Annotated in this window: 11 protein-coding genes and 1 tRNA gene; 9 read left to right on the top strand and 3 right to left on the bottom strand. The window is 35.4% G+C overall.

The window, feature by feature from the left end; genetic code table 11:
* Positions 1 to 13: 13 nt before the first annotated feature.
* From KF816_04690 to KF816_04680, 3 genes are all read right to left on the bottom strand, one after another.
* Positions 14 to 880, bottom strand: a complete 867-nt coding sequence (locus KF816_04690; GenBank protein MBX3007310.1) for a hypothetical protein — start codon at positions 878 to 880, stop codon at positions 14 to 16.
* Positions 881 to 1,155: 275 nt separating this feature from the next.
* Complete coding sequence (locus tag KF816_04685) at positions 1,156 to 1,416, bottom strand: GIY-YIG nuclease family protein (protein ID MBX3007309.1); 261 nt, start codon at positions 1,414 to 1,416, stop codon at positions 1,156 to 1,158.
* Between the two features lie 51 nt (positions 1,417 to 1,467).
* Positions 1,468 to 1,539: transfer RNA gene (locus KF816_04680), tRNA-Asn, on the bottom strand.
* A gap of 230 nt (positions 1,540 to 1,769) precedes the next feature.
* On the opposite strand from KF816_04680, the gene KF816_04675 reads away from it, so the two are divergent.
* From KF816_04675 to KF816_04635, 9 genes are all read left to right on the top strand, one after another.
* Positions 1,770 to 3,449: a methylmalonyl-CoA mutase family protein gene (locus KF816_04675; GenBank protein MBX3007308.1), complete on the top strand. Its 1,680-nt coding sequence runs from the start codon at positions 1,770 to 1,772 to the stop codon at positions 3,447 to 3,449.
* Between the two features lie 54 nt (positions 3,450 to 3,503).
* Positions 3,504 to 3,905, top strand: a complete 402-nt coding sequence (gene mce / locus KF816_04670) for a methylmalonyl-CoA epimerase (GenBank protein MBX3007307.1) — start codon at positions 3,504 to 3,506, stop codon at positions 3,903 to 3,905.
* 16 nt (positions 3,906 to 3,921) lie between these two features.
* A complete protein-coding gene (locus KF816_04665) occupies positions 3,922 to 4,317 on the top strand; it encodes a four helix bundle protein (protein MBX3007306.1) in 396 nt (131 codons plus the stop codon).
* 63 nt (positions 4,318 to 4,380) lie between these two features.
* Positions 4,381 to 5,940: an acyl-CoA carboxylase subunit beta gene (locus KF816_04660; GenBank protein ID MBX3007305.1), complete on the top strand. Its 1,560-nt coding sequence runs from the start codon at positions 4,381 to 4,383 to the stop codon at positions 5,938 to 5,940.
* Positions 5,941 to 5,947: 7 nt separating this feature from the next.
* Positions 5,948 to 6,367: an OadG family protein gene (locus KF816_04655; protein ID MBX3007304.1), complete on the top strand. Its 420-nt coding sequence runs from the start codon at positions 5,948 to 5,950 to the stop codon at positions 6,365 to 6,367.
* 10 nt (positions 6,368 to 6,377) lie between these two features.
* Positions 6,378 to 6,821, top strand: a complete 444-nt coding sequence (locus KF816_04650; GenBank protein ID MBX3007303.1) for a biotin/lipoyl-binding protein — start codon at positions 6,378 to 6,380, stop codon at positions 6,819 to 6,821.
* A gap of 2 nt (positions 6,822 to 6,823) precedes the next feature.
* Positions 6,824 to 7,987 (top strand): sodium ion-translocating decarboxylase subunit beta, encoded by a 1,164-nt coding sequence (locus KF816_04645; GenBank protein ID MBX3007302.1) that lies wholly within the window; start codon positions 6,824 to 6,826, stop codon positions 7,985 to 7,987.
* Between the two features lie 152 nt (positions 7,988 to 8,139).
* On the top strand, positions 8,140 to 10,164 hold the full coding sequence (locus KF816_04640; protein ID MBX3007301.1) for a T9SS type A sorting domain-containing protein: 2,025 nt from the start codon (positions 8,140 to 8,142) through the stop codon (positions 10,162 to 10,164).
* A gap of 106 nt (positions 10,165 to 10,270) precedes the next feature.
* Entirely contained in the window at positions 10,271 to 12,385 is a 2,115-nt protein-coding gene (locus KF816_04635; GenBank protein ID MBX3007300.1) for a pullulanase, read from the top strand.
* Positions 12,386 to 12,396 lie beyond the last annotated feature (11 nt).

Raw genomic sequence — 12,396 nt, 5'->3', positions numbered from 1 at the left:
TATAATTCCTTTTTTAGTTTAATAAAAATCTAATTCCGGTTTGTATGGAGTATGCTCGTTTTGTACCATCCGAATTATCTTCCCTTCTCATTACCGGAATTGCGCCGGATACAGAGAGAAACATTTTTTCACTAATCTTATATTCTGCTCCAACTCCAATGTTCAACTGGAAGAAATCACTATCTGGAATTGTTAAAAATGAATTGCTTGGATTGCTTGCAAACATAATTTCTGATTTAGACAACCTCTTTATTGCAAGCAAAAGAGCGTTGAAATTCCAATTATCCAAAGAGTGCCAATATTCAAGATTTAACACAAGATCACCGCCCCGTTTGAACTTCTGCATTTCATCTTCATAACTATTTAAAGGCAGTTGAAACAATAACGAAGCACTTATAGATGAGAAATTATATTCTACACCAGAAATAAAATCTAAAGTGCCGTAACCATTTAGGTAACCAAAGTTCTTTTTATCAATTGCAGAGGTTGGAACTTTTAATGCGCCTATAACTGATATATTCTCGCTTACTGTTGAGTAAACATTGCTTTTTAAGGAGATAATGGCGTCTCCCACTCCACTGCTTGATTTATTAGTAATACTGTTGTCCTGTATTAAAAAGGGGATTTGGACAGATACAATATGTGTCTCATTCAGAGCAATTCCACCATTTAATCTGAAAAGGTTATATGTAAATCCATCAGTTTTTCCACTTCCGGATAGTGAGTAATTAAATCCAAGAGAATATTTTGGCTGCTTATCATCATTATTCATATTCAAATGAGAATCAATAGAACAAGCGCCGGCATCTGAGCATTGCGCATAGAAAGAAGAGCTTGTGAATATCACAATAAAAATGGCAATGACAATTATAGATTTCATATTTCCTCTTTTTCTTACTTTAACTATCAGTAATAACAAATTGGTTCATCTTTCAATGTCGTCAAGCCGACAGATATAATCTTTTTTACAGACAAGTTGAACAAACCGGGTAATTGAAACTAATAAACTACTATTGAGGAGTTGCATTGCGTTTATATTAATTTGACAAATAATCGTGGAGAAGTGTTTTTAAGATGTGACAATAAAATCCCCGATTCATCCAGGCGGCTTTACAATTCTGTTCCATGGGTAGTCCGTTAGCTAACGGATCGAACCTACAACCCTGAAATATTTTCTTTTCTAATAAGATTCCAAATAAACTCTCTTCCTTTTTGACTCTTCAATTGTTTTTCTCTCTTCATTGCATCAGTGCGGGTTTCAACTTTTTCTGTGTAGATAATCTTCCATGGCATAAATCGTTTTGTATAGTTGGAAAGTCCTGAATTATGCTCAATAAGTCTTTTATCTAAATCGATTGTTTGACCAACATAAATCTTATTAAACTTTGATGAGAAGAGTGCATAAACATAAAACATATTGCCCCTTTTATTTAAAACGAGAAACCCCGACTAAGAGTCGGGGTTTTGCTCCGCGGGTAGGGCTCGAACCTACAACCCTGCGGTTAACAGCCGCATGCTCTGCCATTGAGCTACCGCGGAATACATTCAAAAAGTGGGTCAAAAAATAAAGTTTATGTTCCCTTTTGTCAAGCAATCATTTCACTTTTTTTCTTTATTACCATAAAAGAAAACTTAATTCTAAACATTGAGAAGCATTTATTCCCTTTTTTAACCGAATATTCATTTTTATTTGAAATATGAATCATTTTCACCATTTTCTTTGGGCACATTTATTGACTAAGTGGTTCATTCAAAATAAAGGATATTTTATGCAAGATTTAGATTCACTTAAATCAAAAGTTCAAGAGGCTTATAGTAATTGGGATAGTTCGATCTACCAAAAATCCATTTCCAAATTTCCAGAACGATTAAAAGAATTTAAGACACAATCATTCACAAACGTAAAACCGATTTACATCCCAAACGATACTGACTCTGATTACAATAAAAATCTAGGATTTCCTGGTCAATATCCATTTACCCGTGGAGTTCAGCCAACTATGTACCGGGGCAGATTCTGGACAATGAGACAATATGCCGGATTCGGAACCGCTAAAGAATCTAATGAACGATACAGATATTTACTTTCGCAAGGGCAAAGCGGATTATCGGTAGCATTTGATCTCCCAACCCAAATTGGATATGATAGCGATGACCCTATGGCTCTTGGCGAAGTTGGAAAAGTTGGGGTTGCTATTGATACTCTTGCTGATATGGAAATATTATTCGATCAAATTCCATTAGATAAAGTTTCTACCTCAATGACAATTAACGCTCCGGCTTCTGTTCTCCTCGCAATGTACATTGCCGTAGCTGAAAAGCAAGGTGTCACCCCGGATAAAATTACCGGCACAATTCAAAACGATATCTTAAAGGAATATATAGCACGCGGGACATATATTTATCCCACAAAACCCTCGATGCGTTTAATTACAAATATTTTTGAATACTGCGCAAAAGAAGTACCAAAGTGGAATACAATTTCAATTTCCGGTTATCATATTCGTGAAGCTGGTTCAACTGCGGCGCAGGAAGTTGGATTTACCCTTGCAGATGGTATTGCCTATGTAAAAGCCGCTATTGACGCAGGATTAAATGTCGATGAGTTTGCGGGACAATTATCATTCTTTTTTAATGCTCATAATGATCTTCTTGAAGAAGTAGCTAAATATAGAGCCGCTAGAAGATTATGGGCTAAAATTATGAAAGAGAGATTCGGAGCTAAAAAAGAGAAATCGATGATGCTTCGTTTTCATACACAAACCGCCGGATCAACATTAACCGCTCAGCAAGTTGATAATAATATAGTACGCGTAACCATTCAAACTTTAGCCGCTGTTCTTGGTGGAACTCAAAGCTTACACACAAATTCACGTGATGAAGCGCTGGCTCTTCCTACAGAACAATCTGTAAAAATTGCATTACGCACTCAACAAATTGTTGCTCATGAAAGCGGGGTTGCAAACACTATAGATCCTCTCGCCGGCTCCTATTACGTTGAAGCTCTGACTGATCAGATAGAAAAAGAAGCCGAAGAGTACATTAGTAAAATTGACGCTATGGGAGGCGTTACAAATGCGATTGAAGCCGGCTATGTCCAACTCGAAATTCAAAAAGCGGCATATCAATTCAATAAACAACTTGAAAGCGGAGAAAGTGTAGTTGTTGGTGTTAATAAGTTTGTTCAGAAAGAGGAAACAAAAGGAGAACTCTTACGAATAGATGAAAAAGTTCAAAAAGAACAAATTGCTTTTCTTAACAAAATTCGCTCTGAAAGAAATAATGAAGTAGTAAAAGAAAAACTTGCCGCGCTTAAAACTGCCGCAGAAGGGGACGCTAACTTGATGCCCTTTATTCTTGATGCCGTTAAAGCTTATGCAGGCATTGGCGAAATCTGTAATGTTATGAGAGATGTCTTTGGTGAGTACAAGGAAAATGTGGTAATCTGAAAAATAGTTTAGAGTGTTGAGTGATGAGTGTAGAAATTAATTAAGGAGCTTAAAATGAATATTACACATATAGAACATATCGGAATTGCGGTAAAAAATTTGGAAGAATCAATTAAATATTATGAAAATGTGCTTGGATTTAAATGTTACGCAGTTGAGGAAGTTGCAGATCAAAAAGTTAAAACCGCTTTTTTTATGGTTGGACAAACTAAAATTGAATTGCTGGAATCTACCGATCCCGAAGGACCAATTGGTAAGTTTATTGAAAAGAAGGGGGAAGGAATTCATCATTTGGCATTTGCTACTGATAATCTTGCCGAATCATTAAAAGAGGTTGAAGCAAAAGGAATACAACTAATTGATAAACAACCCCGCAAAGGCGCCGAAGGATTAAATATCGGTTTCCTTCACCCAAAATTTACAGGCGGCGTTTTAACGGAATTGTGCGGAAAATAGTTTAGAGTTTAGAGTGATGAGTGAAGAGTATTTTAGTTTGATTAATGAGAAGCAGGAATATTATTCTAGTATTTTATATCAGAAAGCATTTAAGTTTTCTGTTAGAATTACAAAATTCTATAAGTACATTCTTAAAAATGATCTAACTTTTATTCCAATTCACAAACAGCTTTTAAGATCCGGAACATCAATCGGAGCTAATATTTCTGAAGCTCAAAGCGCTTCATCAAAAAATGATTTCGCCAATAAATTAACAATTGCTTTAAAAGAATGCAGAGAAACCGAATATTGGTTAAAACTTTTATTCGAGACCGAATTAATAAATCAAAATGAATTCGAAAGTTTAATTAAAGACTGTGATGAATTAGAAAGAATATTAACCAGCAGCATCAAAACTGCTAAAGGTTTATAACTCAATACTTTTACCCGCCGCGGCGGGCAAGCTCATCACTCTACACTATTTTACGGAGGTTAAATGCCACACAGTGGAAAGATCAAAGAGTTAATGGATATGCGCGCAAAAGCGCGACTAGGCGGCGGTGAAAAACGAATTGAGTCGCAACATCAAAAAGGAAAATATACCGCAAGAGAACGTATAGATATGCTGCTCGATGAAGGCAGCTTTGAAGAATTCGATATGTTCGTATCGCATAGAACTGTAGATTTTGGATTAGATAAGCAAACATATTTGTCAGATGGTGTTGTTACAGGTTACGGTACAATTGATGGACGGCTAGTTTATGTTTTTTCGCAGGACTTTACAGTCTTCGGTGGTTCCTTATCAGAAATGTATGCCCAAAAGATTTGCAAAGTAATGGATAAGGCAATGAAAGTCGGTGCTCCAGTTATAGGTATAAATGATAGCGGCGGTGCGAGAATACAAGAAGGGGTCAAAAGTTTGGGCGGTTATGCGGAAATATTTCAAAGAAATATTATGGCAAGCGGAGTGATTCCACAAATTTCGGCAATATTTGGACCCTGCGCCGGCGGTGCAGTTTACTCCCCTGCACTAACCGATTTTACAATTATGACTAAGGGCACCAGCTATATGTTTGTTACCGGTCCAAAAGTAGTTAAAACTGTTACCGGTGAGACTGTAACTGAAGAAGAGCTTGGCGGTGCAATGGTTCATGGATCAAAATCGGGTGTAACTCATTTCGTGGCTGACGATGAACAGGAAGGTATTCTACTTATAAGAAAAATACTTAGCTATCTTCCACAAAATAATTTAGAAGATCCGCCACTTGCAATGTGTGATGATCCTATCGATAGACTTGAAGATTCATTGAACGAAATTATTCCTGAAAGTCCAAATAAACCTTATGATGTTAAAGATGTTATTCACGCAATTACAGATTATCATGAATTCTTAGAAATACAGAGACATTACGCGCCAAACATAATTACTGGTTTTGCACGTTTTAATGGTGTTTCAGTTGGAATAGTTGCCAATCAACCAAATTACTTGGCCGGTGTGCTGGATATTAACGCATCTAGAAAAGCCGGAAGATTTGTTAGATTCTGTGATGCATTCAATATTCCGATATTAACACTAGTCGATGTTCCCGGATTTTTACCCGGAACTACTCAAGAATATGGTGGAATTATTCTGCATGGAGCTAAACTATTATTTGCTTATGGGGAAGCAACCGTTCCAAAAATTACGGTTATATTAAGAAAAGCATATGGCGGGGCTTACGATGTAATGGGATCGAAACATTTGCGCGGAGATATTAATTATGCCTGGCCGATGGCTGAAATTGCGGTTATGGGTCCTCGCGGAGCTATAGAGGTTCTTCACAATAAAGAGATTAGTGAAATTAAAGATGAGCAGGAAAGAATAAAATTCATTAGTGAAAAAGAAGAAGAATACAAGCGCAAATTTGCTACTCCATATACAGCCGCAAAATATGGTTATATTGATGATGTTATTGAACCAAGGAATACAAGGTTCAGAGTAATTCGCGCACTTCAATCTTTGGCAACAAAGAAAGATGTGAATCCTCCAAAGAAACATTCAAACATCCCTTTGTGAGGTAAAAATGAATTTAGCAATAATAGCTCAAGTTACTGCTCAAGTTGATTCCGTAACCAGTTCTAAGATGCATCAAAACGCCGAGAAATTTACACAAGTTGATCCAATAGGAATAGGGATTACTTTTGTTGGAATGGCAGTTGTATTTTTTTCTCTGCTGTTACTTTATTTAGTATTCATTAACATAACTAAATTATTAAATCAAAAATTAAAGAGATCGATTAAGAGAGAAGGTCAAACGGTAGAAATAAAGGTAAATGAAGAAGAACTTTCCGGCGAAGTGAACGCGGCAATTGCTATGGCAATTCACTTGTATATGAGTGAGATTCATGACCAAGAAAATATGGTGCTTACAATTAATAGAGTAGCAAGAACTTACTCACCGTGGAGTTCAAAAATCTACGGTATAAGACAATTTCCAAGATGAGGATGAAATAATGAAAAAGTTTAAGTTTACGATCAATGGCTCTCAATACGCAGTTGAGATATTGAACACAGAAGATAATATGGTAGAAGTTGAAGTCAACGGAACCGTATATCAAGTTGAAGTTGATAAACAAATTCAAAAAACAAAAACGCCAAAATTGGTTCGTTCTGTTGTATCTCCGTCAACAGATATGGCAAAATCGGAACAAAAAACTTCAAAGCCCACCGAAGCAAAAGGGGTTGGATATGTGAAATCTCCTTTGCCTGGGGTTATCCTTGATATTCATGTTAAAGAGGGAGATATTGTAAAAATTGGTGATAAATTATTAACACTTGAAGCAATGAAAATGGAAAACAGTGTTAATGCAGATAAAGAAGGAAAAATCACTTCAATTAAAGTCAAACAGGGTGATTCTGTTATGGAAGGCGACCTTCTGATTCAGATAGGAGGTTAATTATGCAGCAATTTCTTGATTTTACTGTTCATGGATTTGACCAATTTATGCGTTACACAGCATTCGCGAATTTTACGCTTGGCCACTTAATAATGATAATTGTTGCGCTGATATTCCTTTATCTGGCAATTGCAAAAGATTATGAGCCATTACTTTTAGTACCGATAGGATTTGGAATTCTAATTGGCAACATACCTTTTTTGGAGAATGCGGGGCTTCAAATTGGCATTTATGAGAAAGGAAGCGTTTTAAACTATTTATATTTTGGAGTTTCTCAAGGTGTCTATCCCCCATTAATCTTTTTAGGAATTGGGGCAATGACAGATTTTTCTACCCTGCTCTCCAATCCAAAATTAATGTTAATTGGAGCAGCGGCTCAGTTTGGTATCTTTGGAGCTTACATAATAGCCACTGCTTTAGGATACGATCCTCAACAAGCAGCAGCAATTGGAATTATTGGTGGTGCCGATGGTCCAACTGCAATATTTTTATCATCCAAACTAGCTCCCGAATTAGTAGGCGCAATTGCGGTTTCAGCATATTCATATATGGCATTAGTACCTGTAATTCAACCACCAATTATGAAATTGCTAACCACTCATAAAGAGCGTGTTATAAAGATGAAACCGCCTCGCCAAGTTTCAAAATTAGAAAAGATACTATTCCCTATTGTTGGTTTGTTATTAACAACTTTTATAACACCTTCAGCTCTTCCATTATTGGGAATGTTGTTTTTTGGAAATATTTTGAAAGAGAGTGGCGTAACAAAGCGTTTAGCCGATACAGCAAAAGGTTCTTTAATTGATATAGTTACAATATTAATAGGATTAACAGTTGGAGCTTCCACCCAGGCCACAACATTTTTAACGGCAAAATCTATTGGAATATTTGGATTGGGCGCGGTATCTTTTATGGTGGCAACCACCATGGGCGTATTATTTGTGAAGTTGATGAATTTATTTTTGAAAGATGAAAATAAAATAAATCCTTTAATTGGAAACGCCGGTGTATCAGCGGTTCCGGATAGCGCTCGGGTATCCCAAGTTATAGGATTGCAGTATGATCCTAAAAACCATTTGCTAATGCATGCAATGGCGCCAAATGTTGCCGGTGTTATTGGTTCTGCTGTTGCCGCCGGTATTTTGTTATCATTTTTCCTTGGATAAATTTTTAATGGTCGGAATTCTATTCCGACCATTTTATAAAACCCTAATTTCTTACTACCAACCCGCTTGAATCTAAATTAATAAAGAAAAATTATTCGCTTTTAATTATGAATTATCAGCAATATTTTTATTCCAACATTAATAGAAGAATTATGAAAAATATTTTTACAGCGATATTGGTTCTTTTTAGTAACATTTTGATAACTGCTCAATTTGGTGAAGATTTCTGTTCCTTCGGAAAAATAAATTCATTTCAAAGAAATTCATCTGCACTAAATAAATCATTGTATCCCGGTGATAGCAAAATTGATGTAACTTATTATAAACTTGATCTTAATATTTCTAACGCATCAAAATATTTGCGAGGAATAGTAACTGTAAACGCAAAACCGGTGAGAGATGCTTCATCAAGTTTTTATCTTGATTTGTGGTATGGACTTAAAGTGAATTCGGTTAAACTAAAGGGTAATAATTTAATTTATAATCATTCACTGACTGATAAATTAGAAATTTTTTTAGACCGGGTTTATATACCTGGCGAGGAATTTAGCGTTGAAATTAATTACGAAGGTACACCTAACGCTTCGGGAGGAATTGGAGGTAGTTTTGTTTTTAGTACTCACTCAGGACAACCTGTAATTTGGACTTTGAGTCAACCTTACGGCGCAAAGGATTGGTGGCCATCTAAAGATACACCGGGTGATAAAGCAGATTCATCGGATGTATGGATAACCTCAGATCAATCATTTGTCTCTGTTTCCAATGGTAAATTAATTGATGTTTTTACAAATGCCGGTGGTACAAAAACTTACAAATGGAAAAATCACTATCCCATCTCGAATTATTTAATCTCAATCGCGATGAGTAATTACAGCATCTATGAAAGCACTTTTGAATATGAACCGGGGAAATTTTTTCCAATCACACATTATATTTATCCCGAATTATTAAATGGCGCGAAACCCAACTTAGATAAAACAAATAATATGATGACCATCTTCAGCAATCTTTTTGGTGAATATCCCTACCCAAAAGAAAAATACGCACACGCAAATTGTGGATTTAGCGGCGGAATGGAGCATCAAACCGCAACTTCAATTGGGGGTAACGCAATGAGTGAATCCATTATTGCACACGAGTTAGCGCATCAATGGTTCGGCGATAAAATAACTTGTAAAGATTGGCAAAACATCTGGTTAAATGAAGGTTTTGCAACTTATGGCGATAAACTATATCATGAAGCCGCATACGGCAAAACTGTTTTTAATTCGCAAATGAATAATGTATTTGCTCGTGCGCGTGATGCAAAGGGTTCCATTTATGTTCAAAATATAAATAGTATTGGTGAAATTTTTAGCTCGGCCCGCTCATATAACAAAGGAGCCGCTGTTCTTCATATGCTGCGTGGTATTGTGGGAGATGAATATTTTTTTAAGATACTTCAGGAATATCTTATAGAACCTCAGCTTGCTTATAATGTAGCAGTTACAGATGATTTTCAAAGAATTGCTGAACGTGTTTCGGGAAAAGATTTGGCTTATTTTTTTCAAGAATGGATATATGGGGAAAACTACCCTAAGTATTCTGTAGGTTGGAGTTATAAAAATTTGGATGCAGATAATTATTCGGTAACATTTTCACTTAAACAGCAAACCAACACCAATCCTCTCTTTTTTATTATGCCGGTAAATATTAAAATTACAACTACTTCGGGAGTGCTCGAACATAACCTTTTTAATAATTTAAAAGAACAGTCTTGGGAAATTACGGTAAAAGGACAACCACTAAGCCTAGAGTTTGATCCTAATAATTATATATTAAAGGAGATAGTTGCTTACACTGGAATTAAAGAAGATGATATTCCAAATTCATTTTTATTATATCAAAATTATCCTAACCCATTTAATCCGGGAACAACAATTAATTACCTACTCTCATTTATCAGCGATGTGAATTTGAAAGTGTATGATTTGCTGGGCCGTGAAATCACTACTTTAGTCAACGAAACTCAGCAGCCCGGTTATTATAATGTCAAATTTTCAACTCTCAATCTTGAGGGTAAGAATGGTTCGCAAATTACCAGCGGGATTTATTATTACCAACTGAAGGCTAATAATCTAGAATCTAATTCTGGAGAGTCATTTATTCAGACCAGAAAAATGGTTCTTTTACGATAATTATAATTATTAGGTTTTTCAGATTTTTTAATTAGGATATGATTCTTATTTTAAGTGTAAATTATTTCTTATTATGTAAATAAATTCAAAACAAGAATGAACAATTATGAAAAATTTTACGATAATACTATTAGGTTTAATAATTTTTTCATCAATCAGAACGGAAGGTGTTGATTTGTTTATACGCGAAACTAAGTTTTATGATAATCTAACGGATTCAACTGAATTCCAAAAAAAATATAGAGAGCTAGATAAATATTACTCAAATGCCAAACTCGGATCATTTGTAGATAGCGGAAAAACATATTTCCGATTATTTGCTCCAACCGCAATAAACGTAAGATTAATTACACAAGCTAATCCCGAGGATAAAAATCATAAAGAGTACTTTATGAATATGGACAAAACGGGAGTTTGGGAAGTTGCACTTGAAGGTGAAATGTATGGAGTGTATTATGGCTATAAAGTATATCACAAAGGTGAAGATGTAAGTAATCCCAACAAACCAATATGCGTGGATCCATATGCAAAAGCTGTAGCCACATTTACTACTTATATGAATCCTCGCCGGTCGATTGTCGTTAAGGAAAAAGCGTATGACTGGGAAGGGACAGATTGGATTAAAAATGATTGGCGCGACCTTATAATCTATGAGATGCATGTGCGTGATATGACTGCCCATAAATCATCCGGTGCAAAATTAAAAGGTACTTACAAAGGATTAACAGAAAAAGGAAGAAACGGTGGTTTAGATTATATTAAATCTCTCGGCGTTAATACGGTTGAACTTCTTCCGGCTCAAGAATTTGGAATTTGCGAAATCCCTTACAAAGATTCACTTGAGGATAAGTTTAATACTTGGAATCCCTACGAAAGAAATCATTGGGGATATATGACTTCCAATTTTTTCGCACCGGCGGCTTATTACACAAAGGATTGGAAAGAATTGAAATGGAATAAATGGATAGGGACAGACGCTTCACAGATAGATGACTTTAAGGATATGGTAAAAGCTTTCCACAAAGAAGGAATTGCGGTAATTATGGATGTTGTTTATAATCACCTCTCCGAATATGAAATTGGAAACTTAAAACAGATAGATAAGAATTATTATTTCAGACTTGATGCAAGTGGTAATTTTATTGCAGAGAGTTTTTGCGGCAATGATTTAAAAACAGAAAGACCAATGGTTCGCCGGTTAATTGTTGAAAGTATTTTGTACTGGATGAAAGAATATAAAATAGATGGCTTTCGTTTTGATCTGGGTAAATTAATTGATTGGCAGACGATAGAATTAATTATTGCCGAAGCAAAAAAGATAAATCCAAATGTTGTAATTGTATGCGAGCCCTGGGGCGGAGGTTACGATCCTCACGGATTTTCTCAAAGAGGATGGGGCGCGTGGAATGATCAAATTAGAAATGGGATAAAGGGAGAAAATCCATTTAATGGATTGGGTTGGATTTTTGGTCAGTGGTATGGAAATAATTCCCCAAAAAGAATTAAAAGTTATGTTAATGGAACACTTACAATTGACTCATTAGGTTTATTTGTAAAAAAAGAACATTCTGTAAATTACCTAGAATCACATGACGGATATACTCTGGGAGATTTTATCAGGATAGGTACAAGAGAAGTTGATCCAAAATCGATAATTAAAAATGTTGATTCACATGTTAAACTTTCGCAAAAACAATTAAAGCTTAACAAACTTGCCGCATTGTTTTTATTTACCTCACAGGGAATGACTATGATCCATAGCGGGCAAGAATTTGCGAGATCTAAAGTGATTCCTTATAACATTAAAGTTAACGATCCTCATAAGGGAATGATTGATCATAATACTTACGATAAGGATAATGAAACAAACTATATAAACTATGATCATGCGGAAACTAATAATGAGCTTTTAGAATATTATAAAGGATTAATTGATTTGCGAAAGAAGCATAGTGCTTTTAGAAGAGCGGAATATGACAGTATTAAACTTTACGAGCATCCCAACAGCAAGTTCGGATTATTTTATACTATTTATCATGAAGGCAAACATTACGCAGTTATTCTGAATGCAGATCCGAAACATGAATTAGAATTTAATTTGGCACAAGGCAGCTGGAATGTTTTAGTTGATGAATATAAAGCTTCATCTATTCCGAATGCAATTATTGAGCGAGGAGTAAAACTAAGTCCATCTACTGGAATGGTTCTGGTTAAACAATAGCGATCAATATT

The sequence above is a fragment of the Melioribacteraceae bacterium genome, from assembly GCA_019638015.1.
Lineage (GTDB): Bacteria > Bacteroidota > Ignavibacteria > Ignavibacteriales > Melioribacteraceae > JAHBUP01.
The sequence above is the reverse complement of the archived record's forward strand: the minus strand, read 5'-3'. Positions and strand labels throughout refer to the sequence as shown.

What these genes read in the sequence shown, in the direction of transcription:
- KF816_04690 (MBX3007310.1), bottom strand. Translation starts at nt 880, where the DNA reads ATGAAATCTATAATTGTCATTGCCATTTTTATTGTGATATTCACAAGC.
- KF816_04685 (MBX3007309.1), bottom strand. Translation starts at nt 1,416, where the DNA reads ATGTTTTATGTTTATGCACTCTTCTCATCAAAGTTTAATAAGATTTAT.
- KF816_04675 (MBX3007308.1), top strand. Translation starts at nt 1,770, where the DNA reads ATGCAAGATTTAGATTCACTTAAATCAAAAGTTCAAGAGGCTTATAGT.
- mce (MBX3007307.1), top strand. Translation starts at nt 3,504, where the DNA reads ATGAATATTACACATATAGAACATATCGGAATTGCGGTAAAAAATTTG.
- KF816_04665 (MBX3007306.1), top strand. Translation starts at nt 3,922, where the DNA reads ATGAGTGAAGAGTATTTTAGTTTGATTAATGAGAAGCAGGAATATTAT.
- KF816_04660 (MBX3007305.1), top strand. Translation starts at nt 4,381, where the DNA reads ATGCCACACAGTGGAAAGATCAAAGAGTTAATGGATATGCGCGCAAAA.
- KF816_04655 (MBX3007304.1), top strand. Translation starts at nt 5,948, where the DNA reads ATGAATTTAGCAATAATAGCTCAAGTTACTGCTCAAGTTGATTCCGTA.
- KF816_04650 (MBX3007303.1), top strand. Translation starts at nt 6,378, where the DNA reads ATGAAAAAGTTTAAGTTTACGATCAATGGCTCTCAATACGCAGTTGAG.
- KF816_04645 (MBX3007302.1), top strand. Translation starts at nt 6,824, where the DNA reads ATGCAGCAATTTCTTGATTTTACTGTTCATGGATTTGACCAATTTATG.
- KF816_04640 (MBX3007301.1), top strand. Translation starts at nt 8,140, where the DNA reads ATGAAAAATATTTTTACAGCGATATTGGTTCTTTTTAGTAACATTTTG.
- KF816_04635 (MBX3007300.1), top strand. Translation starts at nt 10,271, where the DNA reads ATGAAAAATTTTACGATAATACTATTAGGTTTAATAATTTTTTCATCA.